Genomic DNA, 16,165 nt, shown 5'->3' with positions numbered 1-16,165 from the left:
GAACAAGGACCGGCGTTTCACGCGCCCATCAGGTGAACAGTGCGTTCTTTGGTTCGTTTTTCTTCACGAACTGCCAGCCGAACCAGAGCACCAGCGCGAACACGGGGACGGTGCACAGGGTCCACAGGCCCAGCAGGTACTGGCTTCCGTCGGGATTTGTCATGGTGTCGAAACCGATGAGCACCGTGATGGCCATGAGCGCAATCAGGCCGATCCAGCTTGTCCACGGCGCACCCGGCATGGGCAGCGATGAGACCTTGCCCTTCTTGCGGCGCAGCAGGATCTGGCAGGCGAAGATGGATGCCCACGTGAAAATCACACCAATGGATGCGGTGTTCAGGGCCAGGTCGAAGGCGTGGGATCCGCCGAGCCAGATGTTCGCCAGCACGCCAACCAGGTAGACGCCCGCGATGCTCAGAATGGCCGCGTACGGAACATGGCGCGAGGACATCTTCGTCAGCCAGGCCGGCGCGTGCCCGTTGTTGGCCATGGTGCGGAAGATCCGGCCAATGGAATAGAGCCCCGAATTGCAGGACGACAGCGCCGCGGTGATGACAACGAAGTTCATGACCGAGCCAACCCAGTCAAGGCCCATCGTGGCAAAAACCGTCACGAACGGGCTCTCCCCCGACTTGTACTGGTCCGACGGCATAAGCATGGCCAGCAGGGACACCGAGCCGACATAGAAAACCACAATGCGAAGCACGACGGCGCGAATCGCCTTGGGCACTTCCCGTTCCGGATTCTTCATCTCACCGGCCGTGATGCCCACCAGTTCGATGGCGTTGTAGGCAAAGATCACCGCATTCAGGGCCAGAATCATCACCAGGCCGCCCTTGGGGAACATGCCGCCTTCGCCGTGGAAGAGGTTGTTGACGGTTGCGTGTGATGCACCCACCTGGGCGTTCATCACCACCATGATGGTGCCGACCACCAGGAAGGTCACAATGGCACCCACCTTCAGGCAGGCAGCCCAGAATTCAAATTCCCCGAACGCCTTCACGCTGAGCAGGTTCACGGCCACGAGCAGCACCAGGGCGCAGACGGCACTGATCTCCACCGGCACTCCCGGGAAGAAGTAGGTGAAGTACAAGCCGATGGCAATGAGTTCGGCGATGCCCGTCATGGCCCAGTTGATGAAGTACATCCAGCCCGAAAGGTACGCGCCCTTCTTGCCGAAGAGCTCGCCGGCATAGGACACGAAGGATCCCGAGGTCTGCCGGTACATGATGAGCTCACCCAGCGCCCGCATGAGCAGGTAAGCGATGACGCCGGCGATGGCGTAGGAAAACACCAGTGCCGGGCCAGTGCTGGCCAAGCGGCCACCGGCGCCCATGAAGAGTCCGACGCCGATCGCCCCGCCCATGGCGATCATTGTTACGTGCCGGCGTGAGAGTGTCTGGGAATATCCCTCGGCCGAAACCTGGTTGGTTCCGTGCATAGTTGGTGCTGTGTCTGTGACGTCTTGTGACACGCAAAATCCTTAGGTTGGTGAACGTCCTGGCTCGCCTGGTCCCCGTGATTTAGCCGGTTTTCACGGAAAGGTACAACCCTGGGGGCGAAAGACTAAAGAAGTCTACTACGCAAACCTTGGGACGTGACGACGGGCACAGCGCAGCCAGGCCCGATAACAAAAGCCAGGTGCCGCCGTCGTAAGGCGGCACCTGGCTTTATAAAAAGTTGAACTCTAGCGGCGGACCACCGGGTTGGAGAGGCGGCCGATGCCCTCGATTTCGACGTCGTAGCGGTCACCTGCCTGCAGGAGGTCGACGCCTGCCGGGGTGCCCGTCATGATCACGTCGCCCGGGAGCAGGGTGAACGCGTGGGAGACAATCGAAACGAGTTCGCGGACGCTGCGCACCATCTGGTTGCTGCTGCCGTCCTGGCGGAGTTCGCCGTTGAGCCAGCCCTTGATATAGACATCGTCGGGGTCAAGTTCGGTTTCGATCCACGGGCCCAGGGGCGCGGACGTGTCGAAGCCTTTGGCGCGGGCCCACTGGCCGTCGCCAGCCTGGACGTCGCGGGCGGTGAGGTCGTTGCCGCAGGTGTAGCCGAAGATGACCTCGTCAACACGCGACTCCGGCACATCCTTGCAGATGCGGCCGATGACAACGCACAGCTCGGCCTCGTAGGAGATCTCTTCGGAAAACTCGGGCAGCACGATCGGTTCGTTGGGGCCAATCACAGACGTGTTGGGCTTTAGGAACAGCAGCGGGTTATCGGGGACTTCGTTGCCCAGTTCACGGGCGTGCTCGGCAAAGTTGCGGCCGACGCCGATGACCTTGCTGCGCGGGATGATCGGGGCCACGAGGCGCACATCGACCAGGGGGTAGGTGATGGTGGTTTTTTCCACGCCGTTGAAGAACGGGTCGCCCTTGATGACTGTGACTGTTTCACTGCCTGACGCCCCTTCCACGATGCCGTACATGGGGTCATTGTCTACTACAAAACGGGCTATACGCATGTGGTTTAGTGTAACGGGAAACTCACTTCGGGCGGCCTCTATCCGACCCGTTGCCTGCGGCACCGCCATCAATGCGTCTCTCTGCCAACAGCTCCTTGGTGCGCACCAGGCGCAGGACGCTGACCAGCAGCACCCCGCCGGCAACATTGAACAGCACCGTGTACCAGAACCAGTTCAACCATTCGAGGTAGCCAAACGGTGCACCGGCATGGATGGCTCCGAAGATCAGCAGGGAGTCGAGCACCGAGTGAAAAAGCGGCAGGCCGGCTAACAAGAACGCTCCGCCCACGGCTGCAACGATCTTTGCCGGCATGGAGTCCGTGCCGTGCTGCATCCGTGTCATCAGGGTGATGGTGCTCCCGCCCAGGACCGCCAATGCCGCGGTCTGCACGCTCAGCGGGGCCAAGGCATAGTGGGCGGCAGCCTCCACGATGGTTTCGCGCCACTGCGGAAATGCCTGCATCACGAGCCACATGATGATCCAGCCGCCCACAAGGTTGGCCACCAGCGTCCCGCTCCAGAGTTTGAGCAACTGGCTCACGCGCGCTTCCTTCGCGGCCACAGCGGCCAGCGGGATTAGGAACCCTTCCGTGAACAGTTCGCTCTTGGCCAGAAGCAGCGCAATGAATCCAACACCAAAGGCCAGTCCGGCCATCAGGCTGCTGCCGGTGGCATCCTTGACAGCGAGATACGCCATCACGCCCAGCCCCACCTCAAATCCACCGAAGATGCCGGTAACAAGCACGGAGGTCCAGCTGCGGTGCAAACGCTGGGCGCCTTCCTCCACAATGCGATCAAAGACCTCCTCTAGTTCCTCCTCAACCGGTGCATCGTTCGATCCGAGCTCACGCCGGCGCTGCTCATCATCCATGTCTGCCCTTCAGTAGACCTGACCCGGTCCGCCACCACGTGGCGCCACAGCCGCTGCTTTCTATGGATGATATGCCTGAAGCGCATCAGACTGCACGATCCCCGCAAGATTTCTTTCCACAGCTACCCATGTGAGCCACCTGCGGGCTCCATGTGTACAGCATGTGACCTCTGTCCGATCCGTGCGCGCCAGCTGGACATCCCCCCGGGGGGCTCTGGCACCATCGAAAGATGGACTCATTTGAAACGAGCATCTTACCCATCTTGGCGATCCTGGCTGCCCTGACCGGCGCAGCATTGCTAACCCTTGCCGTCCGGCTCGCCGCCAACTACGCCTTTCGGAAGGTTCCGGGTTTCGCCCGCCGATCTGCGAAGGCCAAGCTGCCGGTTTTCGGGGTTTTCTCCTTGGTGGGTGTCCGTATTGGCCTCTCTCTCACAGCATCCGGCCGGGGCTGGTTCCCGGCCGTCGAATTCGCCACCATGACAGCCATCATTGTGGCGCTGTGCTGGCTGACCATTGTCACCCTAGGGATCGGGGAACGGCTTTTGCTGCGCCACTTCACCGCCCAGAGTGTGGACAACCGCAAGCTGCGCCGGCTCACCACGCAGATAACTCTGGGCCGGCGCATCGTCACGGCGCTGCTGATCACCCTCGCCGTGGCGGGCCTCCTGCTCACCATTCCCGAGGTCAGGGCGCTGGGGACAGGGCTTCTGGCCTCTGCCGGACTGATCTCCATTGTGGCCGGTCTTGCTGTGCAGAGTTCACTATCGAACGTGTTTGCCGGCGTCCAGCTGGCTTTTACCGACGCGATCCGCATTGATGATGTGGTTGTGGTGGAAGGTCTGTGGGGCCGCATTGAGGAAATCACCCTGACCTATGTTGTGGTGCGGGTGTGGGATGAGCGGATGCTGATCCTGCCTTCCACTTATTTCACCGGCACACCGTTTGAGAATTGGACCAGGAACAGTCCCAAGATCATGGGCAGCGTGGAGTTCGACGTCGACTGGCTGGCACCTGTGGACGAGCTCCGACGGCACTTGGATGAGACCTTGGCAGGCTCACCACTGTGGGACGGCCGCACCGGCAAGATGGAAGTGACCGACGCGATTGACGGCAAGGTGCGGCTGCGGATCGTGGTCAGCGCCAAGGACAGCGGCGATCTGTGGGACCTGCGCTGCCTGGTGCGCGAGTCCCTGCTCACCCATGTCCAGAGCCTGCACAGAGCATCGATCCCCCGTCAGCGGTGGGAGCACAGCCCCCGGGACGGATATTCGCCCGCGGATGCGCCCCGGCCCGGGATTGAATTGGTCTCCGCCGCCAATCCACGGTGAGCCTCGGCTCCGCGCCTTAAGCAGAAGCGCGCCCGCCTCCCACTTCCGCGCCCGGTAGAACGGGCGCGGAAGTGGGAAGCGGGCGCGGAAACCGAAGGCGGTTCTTAATCCAGCCGGGTCAACCAGCCGTGCAGGTCCTGGACGGCTCCGGTCTGGATCCCCAAAAGCTGCTCGCGGATCGCGGCCGTGACCGGCCCGATGCCCTGTGCGGGTGAGGCGATGGTGTCCTCGGCCGTCTTCAGTTCGCCGATCGGGGTGATGACAGCAGCGGTGCCGCACGCAAAGACTTCGGTGATCTCGCCGTTGGCAACCCCTGATCGCCATTCATCGATCGTGATCTTACGTTCTTGCACTTTCAAGCCCCGGTCCGCTGCCAGTTGCATGACGGAGGATCGGGTGATCCCGTGCAGGATGTGCCCGTTGAGCTCGGGGGTGACGAGTGTACCGTCCTTGAACACGAAGAAGATGTTCATGCCGCCGAGCTCCTCGACGGCATTGTCGTTGAACTTGTCAAGGAAGAGAACCTGCTTGCAGCCGTTTGCTTCCGCCTCCATCTGCGCGGCCAGCGAGGCTGCGTAGTTGCCGCCACACTTGGCCTCGCCCGTGCCACCTTCGCCGGCGCGGGCATAGGTGGTGGTGAGCCAGATCGACACGGGCTTGAGCTCGCCGCCAAAGTAGTTTCCAGCCGGTGAGGCAATCACACGGTAGGAAACCTCGCGGGCCGGGCGGACACCAAGAAATGCCTCGGTGGCGATCATAAACGGGCGCAGATACAACGCGTCGCCGTCCCCTGAAGGAACCCAGTCTTGATCCACCGAAACCAACTGGCGCAGCGACTCCAGGAACGTTGAGGTAGGCAGTTCCGGCAGCGCCAGACGCCGGGCGGAGGCATTGAGCCGGGCGGCATTGGCCTCGGCACGGAACGTCCAGATGGAGCCGTCGGCGTGCCGGTAGGCCTTCATGCCCTCAAAAATTTCCTGGCCGTAGTGCAGTACCGCGGCCGCAGGGTCCATGGCGATGGGCCCATACGGTTCAATACGTGCATTGGACCAGCCACCCACGCCGTGCGCGTCAACTTTGAAATCAACCACGGCCGTGTGGTCGGTGAAGTAATCCCCGAATCCAGGGTTTGCCAAAATCTCGTCCCGGGCCGCGGTGCTCTTCGGGTTCTCGTTCAGCTGCAGGGAAAAGTTCAGCTCATTGGCGCTCTGGGTCATGCTTCCTCCACAAGGTATCCCTCCCGTGCCTTCGTCGCAGGGTGGGGGTTTGGTGCCTGTTTAGTTCGTCGCACAGGCTGGAGCGCCGCAATCGTTCAGTTACGGCGCGTTCACCCTGTGTGTCCTAGCCTACTCTGCCCAACAACGTACGACGGCGCTAAAGAGCAGCCGCTATTGCGTCGCCAATGGTGCTGGTTGAGCGAGGGGACGCCGGGTTGCGGGTGGCGACATCGGCAGCCACCGCAGCCTCGATCCGGCCCGCAGCGCCGTGGTGTCCCAGGTGGTGCAGCAACAGGGCCGCGGACAGAATCGCCGCCGTCGGATCTGCTTTCTGCTGACCGGCAATATCGGGGGCCGAACCATGGACGGGTTCAAACATGGACGGTGCACTGCGGTCCATGTTGATGTTGCCCGAGGCTGCCAGGCCGATGCCACCGGTGACGGCCGCGGCCAAGTCGGTGACGATGTCGCCAAAGAGGTTGTCGGTGACGATGACATCGAAGCGGGCGGGGTCCGTGACAAGGAAAATCATGGCGGCATCAACGTGCAGGTAGTCAACGCTGACCTCGGGGAAATCCTTCGCCACGGCCTCAACCGTGCGCTTCCACAAGTGGCCCGCGTAGACCAGCACATTGTGCTTGTGCACGTACGTCAGCTTCTTGCGGGGGCGTTCGCTGGCGCGGCGGAAACCGTCACGGACAAGGCGTTCAACACCAAACGCGGTGTTGACTGAAACTTCCGTGGCCACCTCGTGCGGGGTGCCCTTGCGCAGCACGCCGCCGTTGCCAACATAGGGACCTTCGGTACCTTCTCGGACCACCACGAAATCAATGCTGCCGGGGTTCGCCAAAGGTGAGGCCACGCCGTCGTACAGGAACGAGGGGCGCAGGTTGACGAAGTGGTCAAGGGCGAAGCGGAGCTTGAGCAACATCTCGCGTTCGATCAACCCTGACGGGATGGAGGTGTCGCCGGGGGCCGCACCGACGGCACCAAAGAGAATGGCGTCATGGCCACGCAGGGCCTCGATGGTGGAATCGGATAGGGTCTCCCCCGTGGCCAGCCAATGCTCGGCACCGAGCTTGTAGTCTGTCAACGTCAATTCCACGCCTTCGGCGGCGGTAACCCTTGCCAGCACCTTCACAGCCTCGGCTGTTACTTCGGGACCAATGCCGTCGCCGGCAATTACTGCAATATCAATCGATGCGCTCATGGATTCAGCCTACGAAAACATCCACATAATGGGCAAGTGATCTTACATTTTGAGATGGCTATTTAATTGAGTCGTACCCGTCCAAAGCTGCCCGGCGGGTTTCTTGCAGGTCAACGATCGGTTCCGGATACTCCGGCGTCAGGATCTCCGGCACCCACCGTCCCACGTAGCGTCCGTGCGGATCGAACTTCTTGGCCTGCGTCACGGGATTGAAAATCCGGAAAAAAGGTGACGCGTCGGCCCCTGACCCTGCAACCCATTGCCAGTTGGCCGGGTTCGCTGCAGCGTCGGCATCCACCAAGGTGTCCCAAAACCATTGCTCGCCCGCACGCCAGTCAATGCCAAGGTTTTTAACCAGAAAACTGGCTGCCACCATTCGCACCCGATTGTGCATGACACCGGTGTGCCACAATTCGCGTTGACCCGCGTCGACCAAGGGAATTCCTGTGGTGCCGGTGCACCACGCCAGCCAGTGACGTTCGCCTACGGGCCCGTCTCCGCCGGGGGTGCGCCAGGGAAAGGCATCAAATTTCCGACGCAGGTTGGTGGTGGCCAAATCCGGGTGGTGGTAGAGCTGGTGCCAGCAAAATTCGCGCCACCCGAGTTCGGAGGCGAATACCGATGCGTCCGGGCCGGCCTCGCTGCGGCGTTCTGCGAGCGCGTTCCACACCTGGAACGGGCTGAGCTGACCCCACCGCAGGTACGGTGAAATCCGGCTGGTGCCCACTTGATCAGGCCGGTCCCTGGCGCTTGCATAGTTCCTCACCGGCTCCTGCAGGAAGCGTGCCAAGGCGGCGTGGCCCGCTGCTGCCGTGGGCTGCCAGCTCTCGCGAAGCCCCGATGCCCAGTCCGGACTGGTGGGCAGCAGAGCCCATGATTCCAGCGCGTCCGCCTCCGGCAACTGACCCTGGTGGCCTCGGCCGGCGTCGGGCGCTTCCATGGGGTTCCGGAAGTCCCGTTCCGAGAGCGCCCGCCAGAACGGGGTAAAGACCTGGTAGGGGTTTCCGGCGCCTGTTGTGAGTGTCCACGGTTCATGCAGGAGGGAGGCATGGAAACTCTCCGTGTGGATCCCCTGCCCGCTGGCCCACTGCTTCAGCTGGGCATCCACGGCGCGCTCGGGGCCGCCATAGCGCCTGTTCCAAAACAATGAGGTGGCGCCCAGTTCGTTGCAGATTTCCGGGAGGAGGTCCGTTGCGCCGCCTTGGCGCAGTATCAGCGGGATGCCCAGTGACGCCAGTTCCTCCCGGAGATCCACCAGCGCGTGGTGCAGCCACCATTTCGCGGCCCCACCGAGCGGGCGGATGCCAGGGGAGCGCTCATCGAGCACGTAGAGCGCCACCACATCCCCCTCAGCAGTTGCTGCGAGGAGGGCGGGGTTGTCGGCAACACGGAGATCGTCGCGGAACCAGACAAGGGAGATACCCATAGTGGGCCTTTCGGTGAAGTGGGTGTTGGTGGCAGCAGGTCTTCTGAGGCTCAGCCGCCGTGCCCGGTGGCCAACCAGATAAGCGCAAGGGTGGCCAGGAAGCCGCTGAGGTAGTTCAACCACAGGAAGCGCTTCCATGCCACATTGGCCTGTTCGGAGTTCGCATCACTGAGACGCAGGTACGGGACGGTGTTTACCAGGTAGGGAACGGCCAGTACCGCAGCTAGCGGAACGGCAGTGAAGAGCATAAGCACTCCGGCCCCGGCATAACAGAATACGGCGAAGCCCACCGTGGCTCGCGCCCCCAACACCGTACCAATGGAGGCCAACCCACCCTCGCGGTCAGGAATAATATCCTGCACCGCACCAAAGGCGTGGCTGCCCATGCCCCAGAGGAAGAAGGCCGCCAAAAAGGCCCAAATCCCGGGGGTGAACGGCGCGTTCACCAGCACCAGCGCATACACGGCAGGTGAGACAAAGTGAGTGCTGGAGGTGATCGAATCCAGGAAGGGACGTTCCTTGAATCGCAGTCCCGGCGCGCTGTAGGCGAGAACCGCGAACAGTGAGATGCCCAGCACCACATTCGCCAGCACCCCACCTTGAGTGAGCAGCACCACTACAAACGGGACCACTGACACCACTGCCGATACCAAGATGAAACGGTGGTGGCTACGGTCCAGCACCGCACCCTCGATGCCCCCTTTACGGGCATTGAGCAGATCGGACTCGTAATCAAAAACATCGTTGATGCCGTACATGGCCAGGTTGTAAGGAATCAGGAAGAACAGTGTTCCCACAGCAAAGACCCAGTCGATCCTACCGGTGGCCAGAAAATAGGCCGCGGCGAACGGGTAGGCCGTATTGACCCAGGAAACCGGGCGTGAGGAAACAAAAAGTGTCTTCATGTCTTCCTTCCCCGGGTGAACAGCAACCACAAGCCAGGCAGCAGCAGCGCGCCCGCCACTGGATAGGCAAAGTCCTCAATGGGCGCCAGACCCACACGGGCGCCGTTGAGCGTGTGCCCGGCATAGTCAAAGAGTCCGGAGCTAATCATGATGTTGTCAAAGACCGCTGTCAGCGCCACCATCACCACAGCAGTAGCAACCAGCGGAACCACCACCCGTCCCATGCCGCCGGCCACGGAGCCGCGCCATGGCAGAGTCGGCAGGAGGACCACCACGGCAACAGCCACAAAGATCACATTGAGCTCAATGAAACTCATTTCTTCTCCCCCGTCACGGACATTGCCATGCGCTGGCGCTTGCGCTTGTACAAAACCCTTTGGGCTGCGGTAAACAGGATCATGGTTTGGTAACACAGGAATAACAGGAAGAACACTTCCTCCAAAGGCAGTTGTTCCCCCACCATGATTCCGGTCATCAAAGCCGATTCCCGGTGCAGGAAGATGCCTGCCGCAATGGCCGCCACATCCCAGGTGAGAAAGAAGGCCGTTCCCAGCACCAACACGGAGAGCGCTGCAACGGGACGGGCAAAAACAAACAGCTTCCACCGGGCATCCAACGCAACCATGCAGGCGATGACAAACAGCAGGACGAGCAGATAAATCATGCGCCGCCCACCCCTTTCGGCAGGGCGGCGTCGGCATCAACGGCTTCAGCATGGGCAACGTCATGATCTCCAACGTCAACAGCTGGGGGTTGCACATCTGCGGCTCGTGTAGTGGGGGCAGGTGGCTCGGGCAGCGGCCCGGACGATGTGTCTTCGCGGACCGACTTGAGCACCAGCTCGGCACTGATCATGCACAAAGGCACACCAATACCGGGGCGGACCGAGCTCCCTGCGTAATACAGGCCCGCCACCTTGTGGTTGACATTGCCCGGACGCAGGAAGGCGCTCTGGCGCAGCGTGTGGGCAAGGCCCAGTGCGCTGCCCTGCCAGGCGTTGACGTTGTCCTGGAAATCCGCCGGACCATAGCTGCGCCGAACAACAATCCGCTCGGCCAAGTCCGGGGTGCCACTCCACAGCGCCAGTTGCGCAATGGCAGCGTCGGCTACCTGTTCAACCTGAGCCGAGCCCGTTCCGTCAATCCCTCCCCTGCCCCACCGGGGAAGCGCCGGCGCTGGCACAAGCACAAAAAGGTTTTCGCAGCCCTCCGGCGCCACGGAGGAATCGGTGGCGCTGGGACGACTGACATACAGCGAGGTGGTGTCAGCCAGTGTGCGTCCTTGGATGATTCGCGCGAAGTTGTCCTGCCAGTCCTCGGTGAAGAGCAGGTTGTGGTGGGACAACGCAGGTAGCCTGCCTTGGACGCCCAGGCACACCAAGACGGCGCTGATGCCAGGATCTGCCTTGCTCCACTTTTTTGCCGAAATGGTGCGCTGACGTTCCGGCAGCAGCCTGGTTTCAATGTGGTGCAGATCAGCGGCCCCCACCACCAAGGTGGCAGGTGTGCTGTGCTCAGCTCCCTCCCCATCGCGCCAGGAAACCGCCTCACAGCGGATCGGTGTGGTGGCGGAGGCGGTGAGGATCGCCGTGGCCGTGGCCCGGGTGGAAATCGTTACCCCGGCCTTGCGTACCACCCGTTCCATGGCATCCACCACGGCCATGAATCCACCTTGTGGATACAGGACCCCGTCCTGCAGGTCCAGATGGCTCATGAGGTGGTAAATCGAGGGGGCCTTGTTCGGGCTGGTGCCCAGAAAGACTGCCGGGTATCCAAGGATCTTTTGTTGCAGAGGGTCTGAAAAGCGGCGTGCGGCATAGCTGTCCAGTGTCTGGGTGAGCAGCTGAAGAAGTTTGGGCCCATGGCGGAGAACGGCCGGGTTCAGCAGTCCGCGCAGCGTGCCAAAGGGGTCGTAGAGGAAATGCCGCTTGGCCAGGGTGTAAGCCAGTTCAGCGGAGTCCAGGTATTTGGCCAGCGCCGCACCGGAGCCTGGATGCTGGGATTCGAACAGGGCAATGGATTCTGCACGCCCCGTGCGCACATCGACGGTTACCTCCCCCGGACCGCTAAAGAGCCGGTAGGCCGGGTCAAGACGCGTCAATTCCAGCTCGTCGGCGGCGCTGGTGCCCATCATCTTGAACCAGTGATCGATCACCTCCGGCATCAGGTACCAGCTAGGACCGGTGTCGAAAACGAAGCCATCCTTCTCCCAGCGCCCTGCCCGTCCGCCAAGGTCCTGCTGTTTCTCCAGCACTGTCACCCGGTGCCCGTCCCGGGCCAGCAAGCCGGCGGTGGCCAGCCCGGAGATGCCGCCGCCAATCACCACGGCTTGTTCCGGCGCCGCCACCTGTTCCGCCGTCTTGGCGGGAAGCACGGTTGCCCGGTCCCCTGTTCCAGCCGTGGAGTCCTTGAAGAACGATACGGCTCGGCGGATGAATGCTGGCTGTCGCGGCCCGTTCATGATGCTCCCTGCTGTGCGGATTCGTGTAACTCGTCCGTGGTGGGCCCCGGGGTTGGCAGGGGCGCAATCTCCTGCGCAACATCGGTGGTCAGTACGTGGGCTGGGGGTGCGCCGGCGGCGCGCAGGCCGCTGTCGTTCCCGACGTTTTTCGGGTACCGGGCAGTCAACACCCGAGCGGCAAGGCAGGCCTTTTGATATCCCGGCACGCGGACACGCCTGCTTGCCAAGGTGGCGGCCGGGGTGTGTTCAAGCCTTTCCACGAGCGCCAAAAAAAGCGCGTGGGCCAGTGCCACCGCACGTCTAGCGGCGGGTGCAAGAAAGACCATCCCGTCCTTGGCAGCTGCCAGGTCCGCGCGGATCTCATCCAGCAGCGCCTGCTTGTGCAGTTCACTCAGCGCGGCCGGGTCCACCCCGGGGAAGTAGTGCCGACCCAAATCCGAGGTGTCAGCCCCCAAATCTCGTAGGAAGTTTACTTTTTGGAAGGCGGCACCCAGGCTCCGGGCCGCGTGGACAAGCATCTGCGCATCCGCCGGCGGCGCATCCTCCATGGCCTGAAAAACCTTCAGGCACATCAGACCGACCACTTCCGCGGAGCCGTAGATGTAGTCCGCCAAGGTGTCCTTGGAATGATCCGCCGTGGTCAAGTCAGCGCGCATCGAGGAAAAGAACGGCCGGGTGAGGCTGGGCTCGATCCCGGTGCGCCGCGCCGTGGCAGCGAAAGCATGGACCACCATGTTGGTGCTGTAGCCCAAGGTCATGGCCCGTTCGGTTTCCAGCTCCAGCGTATCGAGTTGTTCCTGCACCTGCGCCGGGCTCAGGCCCGCTGCCGCGGCTGCACCGTCAACCACTTCATCGGCGATGCGCACCAGCGCGTAAATGTTCTCAATGTCCCGGCGTTCGCCGGCACCCAGAAGCCGGCAAGCCATCCCGAAGGAGGTCGAATAGCGCCGAATCACCACCGCGGCGCTATCCGCGGCGGTTTGCGAGTACTGGTGGAAAGGGTCGTTGTCCATGGCTAGTTCCTCCTGGCCAGTACGTAGTCACAGATTTCAGAGAGTTCCAGATACAGGAATTCGGGCACACCCAGCTCCTGAGCCTTGTCCAGCGCATCATTGACCAGCGACTGGGCCAAGTTGAGCGCATATTCCTGGGCGCCCAGGCCCTGCAATACCTGACGCACGTCCTGGACGTCCGCATGCCCGTCACGGAAGGCTGCCAAGGTGTCGGTGAACTCGCCAGATTCCTGGGCAAAAGTTGTCAAGATGGTGCGCTTTCCCTCGCGCAGGTCAGACTCCACGGACTTTCCTGTCACAGATTCTTGGCCGAAGGTGCCCAAAACGTCATCCACCACTTGGTATGCCACACCAATGTCGCGTCCCACCGCGGCCAGTGCGTCAGCTGTTGCTATCCCGACCCCTGCCAGCAGGGCACCGGCACGCAGCGGCATCTCAAAGGAGTAGACGGCAGTTTTCAATCGCTCCATGTTTAACACCTCGCTCAAGCCGGGAGAATCTTGCCCCAGCGAGAACAGCAGATCATCCAGTTCACCGGCGGCCGAGGCAAAAATCGCCTCATGGACAGTTTCCAAAATGGCTCCTGCCTGCTCATGCCCAACGGTGGCAGAGCCAGCCAGTCGCAGGGCGCCTGTCAGCAACAGGTCACCGGCAATGATGGCGGCAGAATAGCCGGCATGCTCTGCTATGTCAGGGTCGTGGCCTTGGGAGGTGGCGCCGTCACGGTAAACGGCGCCCAAGGTTGCAGCACCCCGACGAACAAAGTCCCTGTCAATGACATCATCGTGGACCACCAGTGCAGCGTGGAGCATCTCATAGGCAGCCGCAAGGTCGCTGCATGCCTTCGAGTCCATTCCACCAAAGGCCTGGTAGCTCAGGTGCACCAGTTTCGGCCGCATCCACTTCCCACCCTCCGTGCTGGCGGCCAAGTGCTCCCAGAGTTCCACGAAGGCCGGCGAATACTTCCCTGCCCGCGCTTTCTGGGCAGAGAAGTACCCTGCCAGGGATTCCCTGACCTGTTCCTTGAAAGCTGCCCAGTCCATCAATGCCGCAGCACCAGTACCTTCGCTGGCAGGCAATGCTGCCATGGCGCGGGCGCCACTGTCATCGAGCAGGAATCCGGGTTGGATCATACTTTTCCATTCATGGTCCAGGGACATGGTTTCTACCCCTCCATCTTCTCTGGCGTTCTCGTGGTGGTGCCGGTTGAAGGACTGCCCAATGCGGCTGAGCTTTCAATCATTGAGCCTGCCACGCTTGTGAGGAAGTCCACAATGGCCTCTTGTTCTTGAGGTGTGTAAGTCCGAACCTTGGCATCCACGCCAAGAATCATCGGCATCAGGCGCGCCATGGTTTCCTTAACGGACTTCGGGCTGGGGCTGATCAACTGCCGGCGTCTGTCCGTGGGGTGTGGGGTGCGTGAAATATGTCCCTTAGATTCGAGCCTGTCGATTACGGTGGTGGTGGCCGCAGGTGTTAGGTGCAGCAATTGCGCTAGTTCCCCAGGCGACATGGTCCTGTGCTTGATCAGATGCTGCATGGCCTGAAAATCCGTTTCCTTCAGGGCTAGTTCGCGCCGCATGGCGAACTCCATGACTTCGTTCAGTTCTAATATCTGACGAAGGACCACCGTTGCCGGATGCATCCGGGGCCGTCCATCTTGGGGGTTGACATGCATTTTTTCACTCATCCATTGATAATTAGAAAATCTAAATAAATAATGGTTCATGCAAGAGCTTTTGTCTACAGGGAGGTTTAATTGTGAATCAAATAGCAGTCGCAGGTGCCACCGGTTACATTGGCGGACGCTTGATCCCGTTGTTGCTGGAGGCCGGGCATGATGTGACGGTCCTGAGCCGCAATAGTGACAAGCTGCGGGATGTGCCGTGGCGCAAGCAAGTGCGCGTCCTGGAAGGTGATCTGGCGGATGAGGCTGCGGCCGCCGAGTTGTGCAACGGAGCCGATACCGTTTATTACCTGGTGCACTCGATGTCCTCAAACACCAGTGGCTCGGAAGACTTTGGCCGGATGGAACGCCTGTGTGCTCGCAATCTCAGCCAAGCCGCCCGTGAGGGAGGTGTCAAACGCCTGGTGTACCTTTCTGGCCTGCATCCCCAGGGCGAATTGAGCCGCCATCTGTCCTCACGCAAGGAAGTCGGGGAAATCCTGATGGCCTCAGGCACACCCACGGTGGTGCTTCAGGCGGGACTTGTCATCGGTTCCGGGTCGGCCAGTTTTGAAATGGTACGCCACCTCACCGATGTGCTGCCGGTGATGCCGGCCCCTAAATGGGTGCTGAACAAAATCCAGCCCATAGCCGTCACGGATGCCCTGCACTACTTGGTGGGTGCTGCAGATCTGCCCCCTGAGATCAACAGGACTTTCGACATTGGCGGTCCCGAGGTCCTCACCTACGCGGAAATGATGAAGGTCTATGCCGATGCGGGCGGGTTCCGGCGTCCCGTGGTGCTTCCGCTTCCCGTGCTCACCCCCTGGCTTGCTGCCCAGTGGGTGAACCTGGTGACGCCCGTTCCGCGCAGCCTGGCCATTCCGCTGGTGGAATCCTTGCAACACGACTGTGTGGCACGGGAAAAGGACATTGACGCCTACATTCCCGAGCCGGAGGGAGGCTTGACACCCTACCGGCGGGCAGTGGAGCTGGCGTTGCACAAGATCGAGGCCGACACAGTGGAAACCACCTGGGCCACGGCACACGCCCTGAGTGCCCCGGCGGAACCGTTGCCCAGCGACCCCGAGTGGGCCGGCCTGACCGTCTTCACCGACGAACGCACCCAGGAAACCAAGGCCCGGCCCGAGGATGTCTGGAAAGTGGTTGAGGGCATCGGCGGGGAAAACGGCTACTATTCCCTGCCCTTCGCCTGGACCGTGCGTGGCTGGATGGACAAGGTAGCAGGTGGCGCGGGACTTGTGCGGGGAAGACGGAGCCCCAATCATCTCCAGCTCAACGACACGGTGGACTGGTGGCGGGTGGAAACCCTGGAACGGGGGCGGCTGCTGCGCCTCCGAGCGGAAATGTTGGTGCCCGGCAGGGCCTGGCTGGAGTTTGAAGTGACTCCGTCAACGCAAGAAGGCAACAAGTCCGGAAGCACATACCGCCAACGGGCCATCTTTTTCCCACGCGGCTTATCCGGTCGGCTGTACTGGCTGGGGGTGTTGCCCTTCCACGGCATCATCTTCAAAAGCATGGCCAACAGGATCACAGCCGCCGCCCAGCAGGGCTGAGGGACCCAGCCCGTCTCCACCCTTG

15 protein-coding genes are annotated in these 16,165 nt (G+C 61.7%); 2 read left to right on the top strand and 13 right to left on the bottom strand.

Annotated features, from left to right (window positions below):
• Positions 1-28: 28 nt before the first annotated feature.
• From AAGW05_RS01740 to AAGW05_RS01730, 3 genes are all read right to left on the bottom strand, one after another.
• On the bottom strand, positions 29-1,441 hold the full coding sequence (locus AAGW05_RS01740) for an amino acid permease (RefSeq protein WP_411802849.1): 1,413 nt from the start codon (positions 1,439-1,441) through the stop codon (positions 29-31).
• Between the two features lie 246 nt (positions 1,442-1,687).
• Positions 1,688-2,464, bottom strand: coding sequence for a fumarylacetoacetate hydrolase family protein (locus AAGW05_RS01735; RefSeq protein WP_411802735.1), 777 nt, complete (start codon positions 2,462-2,464; stop codon positions 1,688-1,690).
• Positions 2,465-2,486: 22 nt separating this feature from the next.
• A complete protein-coding gene (locus tag AAGW05_RS01730; protein WP_411802734.1) occupies positions 2,487-3,335 on the bottom strand; it encodes a formate/nitrite transporter family protein in 849 nt (282 codons plus the stop codon).
• A gap of 230 nt (positions 3,336-3,565) precedes the next feature.
• Between AAGW05_RS01730 and AAGW05_RS01725 the strand changes: the two genes are divergently transcribed.
• Complete coding sequence (locus tag AAGW05_RS01725; protein WP_411802733.1) at positions 3,566-4,666, top strand: mechanosensitive ion channel family protein; 1,101 nt, start codon at positions 3,566-3,568, stop codon at positions 4,664-4,666.
• A gap of 104 nt (positions 4,667-4,770) precedes the next feature.
• On the opposite strand, the gene AAGW05_RS01720 is transcribed toward AAGW05_RS01725, so the two are convergent.
• The 10 genes from AAGW05_RS01720 to AAGW05_RS01675 form a co-directional block, all read right to left on the bottom strand.
• Entirely contained in the window at positions 4,771-5,883 is a 1,113-nt protein-coding gene (locus AAGW05_RS01720; RefSeq protein WP_411802732.1) for a branched-chain amino acid aminotransferase, read from the bottom strand.
• A 157-nt stretch (positions 5,884-6,040) separates the two neighbouring features.
• Complete coding sequence (locus AAGW05_RS01715; RefSeq protein ID WP_411802731.1) at positions 6,041-7,093, bottom strand: 3-isopropylmalate dehydrogenase; 1,053 nt, start codon at positions 7,091-7,093, stop codon at positions 6,041-6,043.
• A 58-nt stretch (positions 7,094-7,151) separates the two neighbouring features.
• The gene (locus tag AAGW05_RS01710; RefSeq protein WP_411802730.1) at positions 7,152-8,519 is read right to left on the bottom strand and encodes a cryptochrome/photolyase family protein; all 1,368 of its coding nucleotides are present in this window, start codon (positions 8,517-8,519) and stop codon (positions 7,152-7,154) included.
• Between the two features lie 50 nt (positions 8,520-8,569).
• A complete protein-coding gene (locus tag AAGW05_RS01705) occupies positions 8,570-9,424 on the bottom strand; it encodes a prenyltransferase (protein ID WP_411802729.1) in 855 nt (284 codons plus the stop codon).
• Positions 9,421-9,741 (bottom strand): lycopene cyclase domain-containing protein, encoded by a 321-nt coding sequence (locus AAGW05_RS01700; protein WP_411802728.1) that lies wholly within the window; start codon positions 9,739-9,741, stop codon positions 9,421-9,423. Before AAGW05_RS01700 ends, AAGW05_RS01705 begins: the two co-directional genes overlap by 4 nt.
• Positions 9,738-10,088, bottom strand: coding sequence for a lycopene cyclase domain-containing protein (locus AAGW05_RS01695; protein WP_411802727.1), 351 nt, complete (start codon positions 10,086-10,088; stop codon positions 9,738-9,740). Before AAGW05_RS01695 ends, AAGW05_RS01700 begins: the two co-directional genes overlap by 4 nt.
• On the bottom strand, positions 10,085-11,884 hold the full coding sequence (crtI, locus tag AAGW05_RS01690; protein WP_411802726.1) for a phytoene desaturase family protein: 1,800 nt from the start codon (positions 11,882-11,884) through the stop codon (positions 10,085-10,087). Before crtI ends, AAGW05_RS01695 begins: the two co-directional genes overlap by 4 nt.
• Positions 11,881-12,897: a phytoene/squalene synthase family protein gene (locus AAGW05_RS01685; protein ID WP_411802725.1), complete on the bottom strand. Its 1,017-nt coding sequence runs from the start codon at positions 12,895-12,897 to the stop codon at positions 11,881-11,883. Before AAGW05_RS01685 ends, crtI begins: the two co-directional genes overlap by 4 nt.
• Before the next feature lie 2 nt (positions 12,898-12,899).
• Complete coding sequence (locus AAGW05_RS01680) at positions 12,900-14,030, bottom strand: polyprenyl synthetase family protein (RefSeq protein WP_411802724.1); 1,131 nt, start codon at positions 14,028-14,030, stop codon at positions 12,900-12,902.
• A 32-nt stretch (positions 14,031-14,062) separates the two neighbouring features.
• The gene (locus tag AAGW05_RS01675; RefSeq protein ID WP_411802723.1) at positions 14,063-14,626 is read right to left on the bottom strand and encodes a MarR family winged helix-turn-helix transcriptional regulator; all 564 of its coding nucleotides are present in this window, start codon (positions 14,624-14,626) and stop codon (positions 14,063-14,065) included.
• Between the two features lie 32 nt (positions 14,627-14,658).
• On the opposite strand from AAGW05_RS01675, the gene AAGW05_RS01670 reads away from it, so the two are divergent.
• On the top strand, positions 14,659-16,140 hold the full coding sequence (locus AAGW05_RS01670) for an SDR family oxidoreductase (RefSeq protein ID WP_411802722.1): 1,482 nt from the start codon (positions 14,659-14,661) through the stop codon (positions 16,138-16,140).
• Positions 16,141-16,165: the final 25 nt, after the last annotated feature.

The sequence above is a fragment of the Arthrobacter sp. LAPM80 genome (assembly GCF_046736435.1).
Classification (GTDB): Bacteria; Actinomycetota; Actinomycetes; order Actinomycetales; family Micrococcaceae; genus Specibacter.
The sequence above is the reverse complement of the archived record's forward strand: the minus strand, read 5'-3'. Positions and strand labels throughout refer to the sequence as shown.